The organism is Croceivirga sp. JEA036 (genome assembly GCF_011882165.1).
GTDB lineage: Bacteria > Bacteroidota > Bacteroidia > Flavobacteriales > Flavobacteriaceae > Croceivirga.
In genome coordinates, this window is sequence record NZ_JAATON010000002.1 from 309672 (window position 1) to 327614 (window position 17943).

14 protein-coding genes and 2 tRNA genes are annotated in these 17943 nt (G+C 36.9%); 8 read left to right on the plus strand and 8 right to left on the minus strand.

All coding sequences use genetic code 11. From position 1 onward, the window contains the following. Positions 1–3: 3 nt before the first annotated feature. On the plus strand, positions 4–1158 hold the full coding sequence (gene folK / locus HCO57_RS06235; protein ID WP_167988311.1) for a 2-amino-4-hydroxy-6-hydroxymethyldihydropteridine diphosphokinase: 1155 nt from the start codon (positions 4–6) through the stop codon (positions 1156–1158). Positions 1159–1269: 111 nt separating this feature from the next. Here folK and HCO57_RS06240 read toward each other — a convergent pair whose 3' ends face one another. Continuing rightward, positions 1270–1800: an RNA methyltransferase gene (locus HCO57_RS06240; RefSeq protein ID WP_136949521.1), complete on the minus strand. Its 531-nt coding sequence runs from the start codon at positions 1798–1800 to the stop codon at positions 1270–1272. A 130-nt stretch (positions 1801–1930) separates the two neighbouring features. Here HCO57_RS06240 and mutS point away from each other — a divergent pair, with 130 nt between their 5' ends. The 4 genes from mutS to HCO57_RS06260 all read left to right on the plus strand — a co-directional run bounded on the left by mutS (position 1931) and on the right by HCO57_RS06260 (position 5454). Further along, positions 1931–4513, plus strand: a complete 2583-nt coding sequence (gene mutS, locus HCO57_RS06245; RefSeq protein WP_167988672.1) for a DNA mismatch repair protein MutS — start codon at positions 1931–1933, stop codon at positions 4511–4513. A 76-nt stretch (positions 4514–4589) separates the two neighbouring features. After that, a tRNA-Gly gene (locus HCO57_RS06250) sits at positions 4590–4662 on the plus strand. A 37-nt stretch (positions 4663–4699) separates the two neighbouring features. Continuing rightward, positions 4700–4784 (plus strand) — tRNA-Leu (locus HCO57_RS06255). A gap of 94 nt (positions 4785–4878) precedes the next feature. Beyond that, entirely contained in the window at positions 4879–5454 is a 576-nt protein-coding gene (locus HCO57_RS06260) for a GrpB family protein (RefSeq protein WP_167988312.1), read from the plus strand. 55 nt (positions 5455–5509) lie between these two features. Here the strand turns inward: HCO57_RS06260 and HCO57_RS06265 are convergent, their stop codons facing one another. The 3 genes from HCO57_RS06265 to HCO57_RS06275 are packed head-to-tail and all read right to left on the minus strand — an operon-like array spanning position 5510 to position 6999. Then, complete coding sequence (locus tag HCO57_RS06265; RefSeq protein ID WP_167988313.1) at positions 5510–6469, minus strand: sodium-dependent bicarbonate transport family permease; 960 nt, start codon at positions 6467–6469, stop codon at positions 5510–5512. A gap of 22 nt (positions 6470–6491) precedes the next feature. Continuing rightward, a complete protein-coding gene (locus HCO57_RS06270; RefSeq protein WP_136949518.1) occupies positions 6492–6776 on the minus strand; it encodes a hypothetical protein in 285 nt (94 codons plus the stop codon). Positions 6777–6786: 10 nt separating this feature from the next. After that, positions 6787–6999 carry a hypothetical protein gene (locus tag HCO57_RS06275; protein ID WP_167988314.1) on the minus strand — a complete coding sequence of 71 codons (213 nt, stop codon included), beginning with the start codon at positions 6997–6999 and terminating at the stop codon, positions 6787–6789. 79 nt (positions 7000–7078) lie between these two features. On the opposite strand from HCO57_RS06275, the gene HCO57_RS06280 reads away from it, so the two are divergent. Together HCO57_RS06280 and HCO57_RS06285 are read left to right on the plus strand one after the other, a co-directional pair. Further along, positions 7079–7996, plus strand: coding sequence for a LysR family transcriptional regulator (locus HCO57_RS06280; protein WP_167988315.1), 918 nt, complete (start codon positions 7079–7081; stop codon positions 7994–7996). A 176-nt stretch (positions 7997–8172) separates the two neighbouring features. After that, positions 8173–8649, plus strand: coding sequence for a nucleoside deaminase (locus tag HCO57_RS06285; protein ID WP_136949515.1), 477 nt, complete (start codon positions 8173–8175; stop codon positions 8647–8649). 8 nt (positions 8650–8657) lie between these two features. Here the strand turns inward: HCO57_RS06285 and HCO57_RS06290 are convergent, their stop codons facing one another. Beyond that, entirely contained in the window at positions 8658–9653 is a 996-nt protein-coding gene (locus tag HCO57_RS06290) for an alpha/beta hydrolase (protein ID WP_245167548.1), read from the minus strand. Positions 9654–9775: 122 nt separating this feature from the next. Here HCO57_RS06290 and HCO57_RS06295 point away from each other — a divergent pair, with 122 nt between their 5' ends. After that, on the plus strand, positions 9776–11017 hold the full coding sequence (locus HCO57_RS06295; RefSeq protein WP_317171121.1) for a divalent metal cation transporter: 1242 nt from the start codon (positions 9776–9778) through the stop codon (positions 11015–11017). A 269-nt stretch (positions 11018–11286) separates the two neighbouring features. Here the strand turns inward: HCO57_RS06295 and HCO57_RS06300 are convergent, their stop codons facing one another. The 3 genes from HCO57_RS06300 to HCO57_RS06310 are packed head-to-tail and all read right to left on the minus strand — an operon-like array spanning position 11287 to position 17753. Continuing rightward, positions 11287–13230 carry an OmpA family protein gene (locus HCO57_RS06300; RefSeq protein WP_245167550.1) on the minus strand — a complete coding sequence of 648 codons (1944 nt, stop codon included), beginning with the start codon at positions 13228–13230 and terminating at the stop codon, positions 11287–11289. Then, complete coding sequence (locus HCO57_RS06305) at positions 13231–14202, minus strand: type IX secretion system membrane protein PorP/SprF (protein ID WP_136949511.1); 972 nt, start codon at positions 14200–14202, stop codon at positions 13231–13233. A gap of 14 nt (positions 14203–14216) precedes the next feature. Continuing rightward, complete coding sequence (locus tag HCO57_RS06310) at positions 14217–17753, minus strand: gliding motility-associated C-terminal domain-containing protein (RefSeq protein WP_209066057.1); 3537 nt, start codon at positions 17751–17753, stop codon at positions 14217–14219. Positions 17754–17943: the final 190 nt, after the last annotated feature.

The window sequence follows — 17943 nt, forward strand, 5'->3', positions numbered from 1 at the left end:
AGTATGAGCAACGAAAAAACCGCATATATTTCTTTAGGAAGCAATGTTGGCAACCGCTATCTAAATCTGCAAAGAGCAGTATTTGAGCTAGGTAGACGTATTGGCAATGTGCTAAAAACTTCTTCTATTTATGAAAACGAGGCTGTAGGTTTTGATGGCGCTCCATTCTACAATGCTTGTATTTCTGTTAACACAAAATTTAGTGCCAAACAGGTACTAGCCCAGTTATTACAATTAGAGAAAGAGTTAGGTAGAGAAAGAAAACTAAATGAAGGCTATACTGATAGACCTATAGATCTTGATCTTATTTATTATGAAGAAGCTATTATTGTAGAGGACGATTTAGAGGTTCCACATCCCCGTATGCAAGACCGTAGCTTTGTATTGAAACCTTTGGCAGATGTAGCGCCTCAATTTTATCACCCTATACTTAAAAAAGATACGCGCAACCTTTTTATGGAGCTACGCGATAAAAAACCCCTAGATAAAAAGCATTTAAAATTGTTTAGAGATAGAACCCACCTGTTTTCTCAGGTACAATTTATATCTATAGAAGGAAATATTGGTGCAGGAAAAACCACCTTAACCCATATGATTGCAGATGAGTTTAATGCTAAACTTGTTTTAGAACGTTTTGCAGACAACCCTTTTTTGCCCAAATTTTACAAAGACCAAAGAAGGTATGCTTTTGCTTTAGAAATGTCTTTTTTGGCAGACCGCTACCAGCAATTTATGGACGACACAAGTCAGTTTGATTTATTTAAACAATTTATGGTGAGTGATTACGACATTTTTAAATCGCTCATTTTTGCAAAAGTCACCTTACAAAAAGATGAGTTCGAGTTGTACCGCAGGGTCTTTAACGTTATGTATAAAGAAGTACGCAAACCAGATGTTTACGTGTATCTGTACCAAAATACAGAGCGCTTATTGCAGCAAATTAAAAAACGAGGGCGTGCATATGAACAGGATATTAAGCCAGATTATCTAGAAACCATTAACAAAAGTTATATGGATTTTCTAAAAAGTTATCCGGAACAAAATGCATTAATTATAGATATGCAAGATCTTGATTTTGTGGCAAACAGACATGATTATGAATATATTTTAGATGCCATTGAAGCCAAACTACTAGAAAAACAGCTTACGATTATTTAAGAAAACATTTGGATTTAAGAAATGGTTTTACTTTATTAGCGACCTGCTTTGTCAGAAACTAACTAACTCAAACTATATGTTATGCCTCGGTTTCACCGAGGTTTTTTTGTTCTAGCCCATTAGTTTATTCCAAAAATCCCAAACAACAACCCCTGTACTTACCGCAATATTTAAAGAGTGTTTAGTGCCAAATTGAGGTATTTCTAGAACCGTATCACTAGCAGTAACCACCTGTTGAGACACCCCTTTAACTTCATTACCAAACACCAAAGCATATTCTTGGTCAATCACTGGAGTGAATGTGTGGAGCATTGTAGCATTTTCTGCTTGCTCAAGCGCCGCCACATGCACCTTTTCTTTTTGTAAACGCTGTACCAACTCTGACGTATCTTCTACGTATTCCCAAGCCACGCTATCTGTAGCGCCCAAAGCTGTTTTTTGTATGTCTTTATGCGGAGGTTTAGCAGTAATACCGCACAGGTAAATTTTTTTAATTAAGAAAGCATCGGCAGTGCGGAATACAGATCCAATATTATTTAAACTTCTTATGTTGTCCAATATTAGAGAAACGGGTAATTTCTCTGCAGCCTTGAATTCCGCTACATTTTTCCTATCTAATTCGTCGTTGGCTAACTTTCGCATTTAATTATTCACTTTTGAGCTGTAAATATCAACAAAATTGAAAGAAACCTTGGCATCTTTATATTTTCGAAAAAAGAAATAAAGAAGCGCAATTTTGGCAGGAAAGAAGACAAAGAAGGTAACTCCGTTGATGCAGCAGTACAATGCTATTAAAACAAAGCATCCAGATGCTATGTTACTTTTTAGGGTTGGGGATTTTTATGAAACGTTTGGGGAAGATGCCGTTAAAGCTGCGCAAATTCTAGGTATTGTTTTAACCCATAGAAACAATGGTGGGGACCAAACAGAACTTGCAGGCTTTCCTCATCACTCTTTAAACACCTATTTACCCAAATTGGTTAAAGCAGGGGAACGGGTTGCTATTTGTGATCAATTAGAAGACCCTAAGCAAACCAAAACCATTGTTAAACGCGGTGTAACCGAGTTAGTTACTCCTGGTGTAGCTTTAAATGATGATATTTTAAACGCCAAAAGCAACAATTTTTTAGCTGCCGTACATTTTGGGAGAAACAAATTAGGAGTTTCTTTTTTAGATATTTCTACTGGTGAATTTTTAGTTGCCGAAGGAAACAATAGCCAGATTGATAAGCTGTTACAGAATTTTGCGCCGAATGAAGTTCTAATTTCCAAAAAACAAAAGTTAGAGTTTCCGCAGCATTTTGGCCACCAACACCATAGTTTCTTACTAGAAGATTGGGTTTTTCAAGAAGATTTTACGCAAGAAAAGCTTAATAGTCATTTTAAAACCAATTCTCTACAAGGTTTTGGTGTAGCACACTTAAGCTGTGGCACCATTGCTGCCGGAGCTATTTTACATTATCTATCAGAAACACAACACAGACAGCTACAACATATAACTAAATTACAGCGTATTGCGGACGAGGAATTTGTTTGGATGGATCGTTTTACCATTCGTAATTTAGAATTATATGGTAGCCATAATCCCAATGCTACCACGCTACTTTCTGTTATAGATAAAACTATATCTCCTATGGGAGGGCGTCTGCTAAAAAGATGGCTTGCACTACCCTTAAAAGACAAGGACAAGATAGAAGATCGTTTATCCGTTGTAGAATTTTTAAAGGAAAATGCTCCGCATCTAGATAAATCTAGACATTGGATAAAACAGATGGGGGATTTAGAACGATTAATTTCTAAAGTAGCCACGGGAAAAATAAATCCCAAGGAGGTTATCCAACTTAAAAACTCACTCGAGGCTATTGTTCCGCTAAAACAACTTTGTACAGAAGCTGAAACTTTAGCATTACAACAATTAGGTGAGCAATTGCACGATTGTGCCGCGCTGCGAAACAAAATAAAAGAAATGGTGCATGAGGAAGCTCCAGTGCTATTAGCAAAAGGGCAAACGATTGCAACTGGGTATTCTAGCGAATTGGATGAGCTACGGAACATTGCATTTTCTAGCAAAGATTACCTGGACCAAATGCTCCAAAGAGAGAGCGAGGCAACCGGAATTACAAGTTTAAAAATAGCTTCTAACAATGTTTTTGGTTATTATATAGAAGTTAGAAATACGCACAAAAACAAAGTCCCAGAGAATTGGGTTCGCAAGCAAACATTAGTAAATGCAGAGCGCTATATAACCGAAGAATTAAAGGAATACGAAGCTAAAATTCTAGGCGCAGAAGAACGCATCTTAAGTTTAGAACAGCAACTTTTTGAACAACTTTTGGTATGGATGCAAGAATACATTCCCCAAGTACAACAAAATGGCTATTTAATTGGTAAGTTAGACTGTTTGTGTGGTTTTGGGCAGCTTTCTGTAGAAAACAATTACCAGAAACCAACCATAACTACCAACGCCATTCTAGATATTAAAGAAGGGAGACACCCCGTAATAGAAAAACAGTTACCACTAGGCGAAACTTACATTACCAATGATGTTTTCTTAAATAGAGAAGAACAACAAATTATCATGATTACAGGACCAAATATGAGTGGTAAGTCTGCTATTCTAAGACAAACAGCTCTTATAGTTTTGTTAGCACAAATGGGCAGTTTTGTCCCTGCAAGCAGTGCAGAAATTGGTGTAGTAGACAAAATTTTCACACGTGTTGGAGCTAGTGATAATATTTCTATGGGCGAATCTACTTTTATGGTAGAAATGAACGAAACAGCCTCTATTCTTAACAATCTTTCTGAAAACAGCTTAATTCTTTTGGATGAGATAGGTAGAGGAACCAGCACTTATGACGGTATTTCTATTGCATGGGCCATTACAGAATATCTGCATGAGCATCCTGCAAAAGCAAAAACACTATTTGCAACACATTACCATGAGCTCAATGAAATGACCAATACCTTCACCCGAATTAAAAATTACAATGTAGCCGTAAAAGAACTCAAAGACAATGTGCTTTTTTTACGAAAATTAGTCCCTGGAGGTAGTGAACATAGTTTTGGAATACATGTAGCGAAGATGGCTGGCATGCCGCAACAGGTACTGAACAAGGCTAACAAAATCCTTAAAAAACTAGAAAAGTCGCATTCTAGTGAAGAAATTTCTGGAAAGTTGCAACAAGAAGAAGAAAAAATGCAACTAAGCTTTTTTAATTTAGACGACCCACTTTTGGAAGAAATTAAAGAGGAAATACTTCATTTAGACATAGATACACTTACACCCGTAGAAGCTTTGATGAAGTTAAATGAGATAAAAAGATTGTTAAGCAAAAAGAAATCTGCAACTTCTTAAAAAATAGCTTTGTCTTTTAAATAATTGTTTTAAATTTGCATCCGCATCGGGAAAAACGATGACGTTCTTTAAAAACGCGAAAATAGCTCAGTTGGTAGAGCATCACCTTGCCAAGGTGGGGGTCGCGGGTTCGAATCCCGTTTTTCGCTCAAAAATCACTTTAAAAGTGTATTTTAATTAAGTCCTGCTCGAGTGGTGGAATTGGTAGACACGCCGGACTTAAAATCCTGTGGGCATCTTGCCCGTGCGGGTTCAAGTCCCGCCTCGAGTACAGAAACCCTTCTTAATCTTTTGATTTTGAAGGGTTTTTTATTGCGATAAAGTTAAATTTTGCCAGCTATTAAAACAATAAGCATCAAATCCTCATGAAAAAAACACTGCTCGATTTAACCAAAGACGATTGGAACACCCTTTTCCCAATCGCTTTAGAAGAGCATAACCCTTTGTGGAAACAACGGTTTCAAGAAGAAAAAGAATTACTACTGTCAAAAATAGGAAGCTCAAGACTGTTACGCATAGAACATTTTGGCAGCTCATCTATCCCAACCATCAAATCCAAACCTTACATTGATATTATAATTGACATACCAGAAGCACTTTTGTTTGATGAGCATTTAATAGCAGAATTTGCGATGTTAGGCTACACACATTTTGTTGTGCCAGAAAGAGAAGGGATTGCCGCTTACTCTAGTTTTGGAAAAGGCTATCATTTAGATGGAAAAAAATCGCAAATTTTTCATATTCATATGTGTCCAATACATAATGCTATGTGGCAACAATTAAAATTTAGAGATTACTTAATTGCTAATCCTACCAGAGCAAAAGCCTATGAGGCTCTTAAAATAAACCTTGCTTTTCAATTTAAAAACGACCGTGGTGCTTATGTCCTCGGTAAAACAAATTTCATTAAAGAAACTTTAGCTTTACTCCCAAAAGTATAAACCCTGCGCAACTTTATAGTTTACAGGGTTTATAAAATACCTATTACAAGTAGCATTACCACGTAATAACACACATATATAAAGGCATTCCTAGTGTAATATTAAATGGAAAAGTTATGGCTAATGCCATTGGCAAATATAAGCTGGGATTGGCTTTTGGCGCTGCTATGCGCATGGCCGCTGGGACAGCAATATAAGATGCACTTGCAGCCAAAATCGTCAGCAAAAATCGGTCTCCTATTTCGGTTAAAAACAAGCCAGATAATTTAGCTATTAGCACGCCGTTTATAATTGGAACAAGAATGGAGAACGTTAATGCAAACCACCCTTTTTTAACCAAAGCTCCAATCTTTTTACCACTGGTAATACCCATATCTAATAAAAACACCGCTAAGAACCCTTTAAAAATATCTGTGGTAAAGGGTTTTATACCCTCGGCTTGGATGTCACTCGCAATAAAACCAATACACAAACTCCCAAGAATCAACAAAACACTACCATTGGTTAAGGCATGTTTAAAAAGCGAAATAAATTCTGATTTAGATTTTCTGCCATTAGAATACAACCGCATTAATAGCACTCCTATAATAATGGAGGGTGCTTCCATCAGTGCCATAACAGCCACCATATGACCACCAAAGTTTATACCTTCTAGCTCCAGAAAACTTACAGCAGTAACAAAAGTGACTGCACTTACAGAACCGTAGGCTGCTGCAATAGCGCCTGCATTTTCCACTGTAAATCTAAGTCTTAGCACAAAAAAGGTATACAAAGGCACTAGTAAAGCAAGTAATAATCCCGCTACAATAGCATACACAATTTCTACCGTAAAGACACTATGCGCAAGCTCTTGACCTCCTTTAAACCCGATAGCTAATAACAAATAAAGAGAAATAAATTTAGAAGAATTTTTCGGAATTTCTAAGTCACTTTTAAGCTGTGCCGCCGTAATTCCTAAAACAAAAAATAAAAGTGCAGGGTTCGTCAAATTATCAAATAGTAGATGTAAGTCCATTTACCGCGTTGTCTGTTTAAATCTAATCCTCTAAAGAAATGTTTAAGATGCCTTCTATTTTAATTTTTGCAGAAGGGTTGTCTATTTCTTGGTATAATTTCTTTACACGTGTTCGCTCTTGCATCAACTGGTGAATTCGGTTATCATCATAATCCGTGTCACTATCAGGATAACGCTCACCCAACGAAAGCCGATGTAATTTGTGAAAGTTGATTTTCTCTTCTAATAAAGCCACTAGTAAATCTGTAGCTTCTGATACTGTAAACGTTCCGTCTACCAATTGAATTTCGGTTTTTGTTTGTACCATGATTTAGTTATTAAATAGTTTTAAAAATTGAAATCAATAAGAGTAGTAATGCCCCTTTAACTAAGAAAGGTTGCATTGGACTTTGTATAAGGAAAGCTAAAACCAATACTGCTAAAGCATAGGTATTGAGGATAAGGAAAGACCATCCATTTCTACTTTTACTTTTTGAACCTAGGGTATGGCGCATCCCTGCTTCTGGTTTAAATGATTTAACTACTCGCATATTTTTTGTTTGCAAATATGCACGATGCATCTCATTAATTTTTATTTATATTTATTATAATATTCATTAACTATTATAAATGCATTTTACTTTTCATCAGCTTCAAATTTTTGTAGAAGTAGTTAAACAATCTAGTATTACCAAGGCTTCAGAGGTTTTACATCTTACTCAACCTGCCGTATCCATTCAGCTAAAAAAATTGCAAGAACAATTCTCTATTCCATTAACAGAAGTAGTTGGCAGAAAACTATACGTAACCCCATTTGGGCTAGAAATAGCGCAAGAGGCGCAAGAAATTTTAGATAAATACGATAGAATAAATCAAAAAATTGACATGTACCATGGCAAATTGGCGGGCAATTTATCCGTTGCAGTAGTGTCTACAGGAAAGTATGTAATGCCTTACTATTTATCCGGATTTGTAAATGCACATCCAGCAATCGAATTTAGAATGGACGTAACTAACAAATTAAGAGTAGTAGAAGATTTAGAACAAAATAAGGTAGACTTTGCGTTGGTATCTGTATTACCAGAGCATTTAGAATTAGAGACCATACCACTTTTAAAAAACGAACTCTTTCTTGTTGGGGGTACCCAACGATTGCAACAACAGAAAATAGCTAAAAAAAGAATTTTTGAAGATGGTCCTCTCTTATTTAGAGAGTACGGTTCTGCCACCCGTAATGCCATGGAAACATTTATAAAACAACAAGACCTATTAGTAAAAAAGAAAATAGAACTCACTTCTAACGAAGCTCTAAAACAAGCCGTAATTGCTGGTTTGGGTTACAGCATTATGCCCATGATTGGCATTAAAAATGCGGTAGAAACAGGTCAAATATCTGTGATTCCTTTTAAGGGACTACCTATAACCACGGAGTGGAACTTAGTGTGCCTAAAAAAGAAAAAACTATCTCCCGTAGCAGAAGCTTTTATCGCCTACATACACACCGAAAAAGAGGCTATTAACACCACCTATTTTGATTGGGTAAATTAACCCACTGGCTATAGAACTATCTTATTCTAATTCACCATTTAGTTATTAAAAATATATGTGCTAGAAGATGTGGTTACAGTGTTTAAGTCCAAAATTATTGAGAGATTCTTGCTCTAATTAGATAGCCCACCCCTAGCTTTTATCTATTTTTGCTAAGAATCTAAATGATAGTGAAAATGCAAAAGAACGATGCTTATTTTATGAAACGTGCCATAGAAATGGCTGCTAAAGGAATGAACAGTAATGCTGGCGGTCCTTTCGGCGCTGTGGTGGTAAAAAACAATGAAATTATTGCAGAAGGCCATAATAGAGTCACCTCTACCAATGACCCTACGGCCCATGCAGAAATGGTTGTTATACGGGAAGCGTGTGAAAAACTTGGTAGTTTTCAACTCACCGACTGCATAATTTATACTTCTTGCGAACCTTGCCCTATGTGTTTAGGCGCCATCTACTGGGCAAGACCAAAAGCTGTATTTTACGGTTGTACAAAAGCAGATGCAAAAGCTATTGATTTTGATGACCAGTTTATTTATGATGAACTAGATTTAGCCATGGACCAAAGAAGCATCCCTTTTAAGCAATTGTTGCGCAATGATGCGTGGCCTGTTTTTAAAAATTGGGCCGATAAGCAAGATAAAAAGACATACTAAGTATAGCGTTACTTTATACTTCTTGGCTCAATACCCAACACTTCTTCTATGAATTTATTAGTTTCTAGTTGTACGCTTTCTATATCTTTGGACGTGATATGGGAAGTTATAACATGATCACCGGCATTAGGAAAAGCTATTTCTCTTTTTTTATCGGTAGTAGTACCTAGCATTTTAAACATGTTTTGCATGGCGGGTACAGAAACTACATTATCTTGGTGTTCTTCATCCTTATAATAATACCCTAAAAATAAGGGTTGCTCTACTTTAGAAAAGGTCTCTGGAGTCATAGTTTCATCAACCAGAACTTGTAAATGAGTCAAAGCTTCTAAACGATATTTTGTAGTCCAATATTGATTTTTCAATTCAATATCAGTATCAAATTCATGATAATCACCGCCCTTTACAAGCTTTGCCAACTGTAAACCCCAAGGCATAGAAAGCAATTTAGAGGACGAATCATAGATTTCAATATTGGGAGAATATAAGAGTAGAGCAACTATATTTTTATTTTCCGCTGCAAGTTGTAATCCTAATGTACCCCCAGTAGATGTACCCATTACTATTACTTTTTCTCCTAATTGCGCTGCAATAGCGACAGCTTCTTTTGCAGATGCTAAAATTTTATCTGCTGTTAATTCTAACATAGCCTCTTCTTCTTCCAAACCGTGCCCTGCTAAACGAGGCAAAAATAAATTCATGCCATAATTGTATGCCGTTTGCCTATGTATTGGGTCCCCTTCTTCTTGGCTTGCAGACCAACCGTGTAAATACACTAAGCTGTATTTGGTCTTTTTAGGAATACTATCTGCCCAAATAATTCTAGCGTGGTTATCAGGTCTAATGTTCAATACCTTGGCCTCTCTAGCTTTTAAAGATTTTTCTAACTTTATTAAATCTCTACTTACTTTTGGCCACTTCATTTTTAAATTAGGTCGTTGCACTTGTGGTCCTAAAAGGTAACCAATCACCAAAACTCCAATACCAGCTAATAGCCAAATCATTTTTCGTTTTAAAATTTTCATTTTAATTCTATCGTACAAAGACACTAAATATAGTATTTCTTAGCCAAGGGTAAAAAGTGTAATTTAGAGTCACCAACTCAAAATAACCGCACTATTTTTCTGTGAAATCATTTTTAAAAAGTTTAGGACCAGGAATTCTATTTGCCAGTATGGCTATTGGCACGTCTCATCTGGTATTATCTACAAAAGCTGGGGCTCAATACGGCTGGATTATGGTTGTGCCAATCATTCTTGCTAATGTACTTAAGTATCCGTTCTTTGAGTTTGGAGTACGCTACACCAATGCAACAAGAAAAACGCTTATTGAAGGTTATTTACGCTTAGGCAAACCCTATTTATACATCTATGCCTTAATAACCTTAGTAAGTATGCTGACTATTTTAGCGGCATTATATGTGGTTACTGCAGGATTGATGGTAAATCTGTTTGCTTTGGAATGGAGTTTAAATTGGGCTGCGTTAGTACTTTTTATTTTAATAAGTATTTTACTGATTGTTGGCAGATATCGCTTTTTAGAGAACGCTCTTAAAATTGTAGTCTCCATTTTATTTGTAGCACTACTCGCTACAACATTCTTAGTACTTTACAAAGGTCCTACAACTCCTGTTCCCAATTTTTCATCACCCGAATTATTTGATGAAGTTGGAATATTATTTTTAATAGGTTTGGTTGGGTGGATGCCCACTGCCGTGGAAGCTGCAGGTTGGGTAAGCATGTGGAGTGTTGAAAAACTTAATAGCATGGATAATCCACCATCCGTTTCAGAAGCACTTAGGGAATTTAAAGTTGGTTATTGGATAACGGGATTATTGGCGATATTCTTTTTAGTTATTGGTTGGTTGACTCTTTATGGCACAAATACTGAACTTAGTGGTAGCGCCGTAGTATTTTCAGACCAGCTAGTGACCATATTTACAGCCCATATTGGACAGTGGGCTTATTTTTTTATAGCGATTTCTGCCTTTGCTACTATGTTTAGCACTTGCATGACAGCACACGACGCAGTTGCAAGAGTTGGTTTAGATATCGTTCAAAAGTTATATCCTTCTTCTTCCGTGATAAAACTAAAGAACAATTTTACTTGGTTAATATTACTCTTAGCTTTCGCCAACTGGCTAGTCATTTATTTTTATAAAGCGGATATGGGCAAGTTAGTAACAGTAGCTACCTTTGTTTCTTTTGTCTTTGCTCCTATTTTAGGATGGATGAACTTAAAAGCTGTTACATCTATAGACATACCTAAAGCACACAAGCCAAGTTACGGATTACGTTTCTTGAGTTATTTTGGCATGGTGTTTTTAAGTTTTTTTGCTATTTACTATTGTTACACCCTTTGGTTTTAACTAGGATTACCACAGTATTAACAGTTTAAACTTGACTTTCCTTAGCTTGTTTTAAACCTTTGTCAGTCATAAATTCCAATTATGCGATTAGTTTATATTAAGAGAACGACAAAAAACGAAAGACGATACAATCCAAAAATGGGGATGTTTTCTTCTAAGGTAACCTACATTAAAAGGTACGTTTTAGGATTTCCCACTCGTACCCTACACAAATACCGTGAAACGTATTATGGTAAGGTAAAGTCTTGTGAGGATTGCGTTTTAGGGCATTAATCGAACAAGATATTATCATTCAGTACTACAAAGAGTGAACGTTGGTTTTGTTGGTGCAGCATCTCTAAACAGAACTTGCCATTAGTACAGTCGTTCAAGATTTTCTGTTCCCCATAGCCTACTGCGTATAAAATGTTAGACGCCGGAACTCCCTGCTGTATTAAATACTTCTTTAGCGCGTTGGAACGGGCTTGCGTAATTCTAAAATTGGCAGCACTACCCCCTCTACTGTCTGTATGGGTTTCTATGCGCAATTGCATCTGCGGAAAATAACCTACCGCTTCTACTACTTTATCCAATTCTTTTGCTATTGCCGGGGTAATGGTACTACTGCCCTTTTGGAAGTAGAACTTACGCAGTTTTAGTACTTTTTGCCCTTCTGTTTCTTCTACCCACTCATCATATTCCGCAATAATAGGATTAAAGGGAGCCTTTTGCATGGCTTCCAAAGCATTGGCATCGTACTTTTTGTAGAAGGTACTGTAGCGTTTTTTAAACACTTCTACCACTACTTCTTCTTGCCATGGAATTTCTATATGGTAATTCCCATCTTGGTCGGTAGTAGTGGCTTTTAGCACCTCGCCCTTACCATCTAACACCGCTACCGATGCTGCAGACACACCATTGCCTCTATGGTCTTTTTGTACCGTTCCTGAGAGCACTAGGGTTTTTAATCCTGGCTTTTCATCTACCATAAAACCATAGATATCATCTCCCCCACGACCGCCTTCTCTATTGGAAGAAAAGTACCCTAACAATCCATCGCCGTGATTACGAATGATAAATCCAAAATCGTCTTTTTCACTGTTAATCGCAGTGCCTAAATTTACAGGAATGCTAAACTGGTCCTCTTCTCGTAGTTCGGATTTGTACACATCCATACCGCCTAAACCATAAAAAATATCGGAAGAAAAGTAGAGTGTCCCTTCAAAGATGTACGGAGCCACCTCATTACCCAGGGTATTGATACGGGGACCTAAGTTTACTGGTGCAGACATCACTTGCCCATTATTGGTGGTCACATAATACAGGTCTGTACCTCCGTAACCATCCCCAAAATCCGCCGCAAAGTACAGTCTACCATTGCGCTCATCGTAAAACGGATAGTAGAAAGACGTACTTAAATCACGCCACAAATACCTAAATTCTCCATCAATGCGTTGCATTCCAATAGCTAAAGCATTCTTTCCTTGTTCATTGAATTCCAATTCGCCTTCAAAGGTATTAGAGAGCACATAAAAAATACTATTTAGCTTTTCTGAATAAAAGGGTGTTGCCTCATGAAAATCTGTGTTTTGAATTTTACTAAAAAGCTTAGGACTTCTAGCGTTACCATCGTCTACTATACTACTTGAATAAATATTAAGATAACCTTCTTTATTTTTCACAGAATTCCCTATAGATTTAGAAGTTGTATATAATAATTCCTCTATATAAAAACTTGGAGAAAATTCATTTTCATTGGAACTAATTTCAGCTAAAAATACATTGAAATCCAAATTTGATTGTAGAACATTTTTGGCAAGTAATCGATTGTTAAAATCCATGTTCTCTATCAACTGATTAGACAATTTTAAAGAATCATTATATATCAAATCTCTAACCTTTGCGACATCTCCTGTTTCCTCTAAACTTCTAAACAGTCTATTTATCCGTTTACTACCTAAATCTACATCATTATCAAATAATTGCAGATATAACTCATTGGCATTTTTATACCCACCAGTCATAAAATAACAATCTGCCAAATTCAATTTCTGCTCCGAAGATAAAACTAACCCTTTCTTGATATCTTTCTCATACGCCACTATTGCTTCGTCATACGCATAAGCAAAAAAATGCCCATCCCCTTTAGAGACACGTTGCTGACCATGGACCGTAGCTAATACCAGCATCAAAATTAAAACTATACTTCTGCTCAACATATGCTTATTTTCCATTTAAAAAAATCGTGGAGAATCTATTTGTTTGGGCTTACCTTTAAAACGCTTGTTCTTACTGCTACCGCTACGGTCTCTACCTTCTCTACCTAAGTAAAACTTAAGTATTGCCTCATGAGAACCGTTATTGTACTGCCCAAAGCCATTGGTATTGTAATCGTAAGAATATCCAAAAAAGATACTGTTAGAGATTTGTATTCCAGCCAAACCACTCATGGCATTATCTATTCTATATGATGCGCCTAGTGTTACCAACTCTGCAAATTGAAAATTAGCCGATAGATTCAGGTTAATGGGGGCACCCTCTAAGTAATTAAATAACAATGCAGGCTTAAACAACACCTCTTCTGACAACTCAAAAACATACCCCCCTATAAGGTTGTATTGTATCTTGTCTTCTACCACACTTCCTATCTCATCGTTGTAAATTCCATTGGTTAGAAAGTTAGGTACAGAGGCCCCTACATACCAATCTTCATCATACAAAAACAAACCTGCACCTATAGTAGGGTAAAAACCATTGAACTGACCTCCTACGGCAGATGGGTCTGCCGGATTCTCAAAGTTCCCCTTTGTATAATCGATATTTAAAAAAGAACCGCCTACATCTACACCGAATGACAATCGCGCAGCATCATTTAAATTTACCTGATACGAATAGGCGATATCTACATAGGTCTGGTTTAAAGGACCTAGCTCATCGTTAACCACATTGAAACCTAAGCCCATTTTTTTATTCTCAAACGGGTAATTGACTCCAAAACGCCCTGTTGTGGGAGCGCCAGGCACCTCTATCCACTGTGCGCGGTAAAGCAAAGAAAAATCTAGATGCTCCACAGAACCTACATAGGCCGGGTTAAAACTACCCACATTGTACATATATTGGGTGTACTGAGGCTCTTTCTGAGCCCATGAAATACTAATATTGACTATGGCCAATACAAAGGCCAGCATGCGTTGTTTGTGAATCATCTAATGCCCTACGCTTATCTTATGATTTGAATCCATCCTTTGGTAACATCAGAACCGTCGCCCAAATCTAAAACGTAAAAATACGTCCCTTTGGGCAATTCTCCATTATCCCCTGTACCATCCCAGCTATTATCGTAGCCGCGCTTTTCATACACCGACGTACCGTATCTATTAAATATTTGCAAGTAGCTGTTTGGATAGTCTGTTGCATTTACCAATACTAAAACATCATTTACACCATCTCCGTTGGGAGAAAACTGATTACAAATGGTTCCTGAGGCTACACAGTCACTCAATTGCACACTAATGCTCACCGCGGCACTGTCGTTCTCTGAATTGTTATCTCTTGGCGATACACGTCTTAGACTAGCGGTATTGGTAAAGGATACTCGTTCATTTACCAATACCCTACCTGTAATGGTAAGTACTGCCGTGCTTTCTCCTAGTAATTCTGGTATGCGCCATATACCGCTAAGGATATCGTACTCTCCTACAGCCTCCCCTGCAACTTCTGAACGAACACTTTCTACCTCAAAATACGTAGGGTTGCTCAATACATCTACCACCTCTACATTTATGGCTGTAGTTTCTGGTACTATATTGGTAGCCGTGATGGTAAAGGTGATTTCTCGTCCTGATAGTGGGCTAGATACATTCACCGTTTTGGTAATTGCAATATCTACCGGGTCAGCGCCACATGCTTCACTATCTAGGTTTGGATCACATGGGTCATAAGGGTCAGAACCTAGCTCTAACTCCTCGCCATTGCTTAATCCGTCCATATCACAATCGCCATCTGGCAATGGAACTCCTCCTATAGAATCACAATCGTCTAAAGGATTGGTATTATCTGTCAATACTTCTTGGCCATCGTTTATCGTATCGCCATCTGTATCTGCATTGGTAGGGTTAGTGCCTAAATTGGTCTCTTCATCATCGGATAGGCCATCTCCATCGGTGTCTTCAAAACAATTTACTGCCAAAAGTGTGTATTGTATTGCTCTATCAACACAAGGAGGTATGGCACCAGTAGTAGTATAACTAAAAATATAATCCCCTTCTTCTAACCCATCAAAGTCTACAATATCATCTGAAATACTGACAGCTGATGGCCCAGATACAAAACTCCAGTTACCTGTTCCTTCACCCTCTAGTACTTCTTCTAAATTTAATAGCGTAGTATTGTCTGGACCTGCTTCTATACACACACTATTAATTACTTGAGTGCCTGGCATGGGCGCAGGAATTACCTCTACAACAACTTCTACCCTTTCTGAAACACAACCAGAAAGAGCAGCTTCTGCATAAAAGCTCGTAGTTTGGTTTATTGCAGGGACAGAAAAGCTGGTTCCTTGTGCAAGCGGAGAATTGTCATTAAGGTTCTGATACCAATTAATTTGGGCTCCTGTTGTTGCCGTAACTGAAATAGCAACATCACTTTCACCTTCACAAACCGTAACTCCATTTATGCTCTCTATTTCCGGAGCATCTCTAAAATCTAAATTGATTACTATCGCAGCTGTAGCACAGTCATCATCAGTAATTATGGGCGTACCTCCATTATTGTAATAAAAACCATAATATACGGCAGACTCTTCTACTACACTACTTATATGTGCACCTGTATTATATGGATTGCTATCATTACTCCATGTTAAATTGAACCCGCTTGGTGCAGAATTGGAAATAAAATTATCCAAATCGAATGATTCCTCATCGCATATAACAGTAGAAAGGTTATTATCTACCACAGGAGGCTCTATACCTTCAGCACAATCTACATCATTATCATTATTAATTCCATTAACAAGAAAATCATTTAAACTTCTAAACTCTACATCAGAACTTGCATCATCTATAGCAATTCTTATTTGAAAGTTCTGGTTACCATCTATAGCCTCATCATCCTCACCTTTTACTATAATTTCTTGCTCTTCATCCCAATTTAAATCAGTAAAAATTAAACTTCCAGGGGACACTGAGGCTTCATCCTCATCAGACGAGTTCACGGTAAATATAACATCTGTTAAGGGCTGAGCTGTCAGTACAACACTAATAACGGCAGTGGAACCAGTTTCCGAGGTACTAACAGCATTAGGATTAACTACAAAACCAGCAACATCGTTGTCCAAATTTTCACCGATTACAACTGTCTCTGACAAACCTAAAAATTGCGAATCAGTATTTGCGGCATCTATGTCAATACTAACTTCAAAACTTTGATTACCGTCTACAACTGTATCATCTAATCCGGTTACATTTATAGTTCTAGGTTGATTCCAATTTGTGTTATTAAAAACTACACTAGAATCACTTAATGAAATTTCATCTTCATTAGAAGTAACATTCAAAGAAAACGCCACTTCATTCACCGGTCTTGCGTCTAAAACTATCGTAAAACTATCTTGAGTCCCAGATTCTTCTGTACTTAAAAATGTTGGAGTCACAGTGTATCCGGCAAAATCATTATCAATATTTAAACCTTCTACCTGTTGATCTGGTAATGCTAAATAATTGGCATCATTAGTAGTTGACGCTACTCCAACTACAATAGTAAAAATTTGATTACCATCTACAACATCATCATCTACACCAGTAATAGTTATATTTTGAGGTTCATTCCAATTACTTGATTTAAAAACAGGAGCTTCATTAAAAATCTCGATTTCGTCTGATATAGTTGTCAACTCAAAAACCACATCATTATTTATAGGTTCAGTATTTAAAACAATAGTAAACCTAGCTTCAGTACCATCTTCTTCCGTATCATTACTTAAAGGTGACAATGTAAAACCAGCAGTATCATTGTCTATGTTTGTAATTTCCAATTGCGGCACATCAGTCCCCGTAAATGCATTATAGTTTGCATCTAAAGAGGTGACATTATTAGCAATTATAGTAGTTATTACATCCCCATCATCAATATTATCGTCTACTCCTTCTACAGTAAATGGTACTCCGGTTTGCCACTCTAACGGTGTTATTACAATACTATTTTCACCACTAATTTCTCCATCCAAATAATCATCAAATTGGATGATTACATCATCAGTAGGTTCACTGTCTAATGTAACTAAAAAAGTTACGTCCTGACTTCCGTCTTCTGTAGTAGTTCCAAGAACAGGGCCGGCACTAGCATTGATACCGTTCACTAAAATACCTGGAAAATCATCATCTAATATTGCAACGGAAGCACTTTCTTTTCCTGGCACAATATCATATTGAGGCGATTCTAGAATTTCTAAAATTACATTTTCAGTATCTTCATAAAAGAAATCTTCTTTTGGCTCTATGACAATGGTCGCTTCACCCCTTGTCTGCAAAATTGGGACAATGATGTTGACAAAAGTTTGAATTTCTTCATAATCAACGTCATTATCAGCAGTACCTGATATATTTAAATTGACTTGATAAACACTAGGTAAAAGTATTGGTGGCGAAGCATTTTCTAATACAATGGTAAACTCACCATTACCCGATCCATTTTCAAACGCATTAGGAATTGTAGCATCAATAGATACTTGCACTTGCCCTAAAGCAATTCCACTCATCAATAAAAACAAAAAAAGAGATTTAATTTGTTTTGCTACCCCTAAGCTAAAAGACATATAATTGCATACTGCTTTACATGATTTCATTTTCATTCTGAATATCAAGAATATAATAGTGTTTCGTATTTCTTTTGGGGGACCCAATATTACCAAAAAAACATAGACTTAAGTTAAAAGACAGCTAAAATCT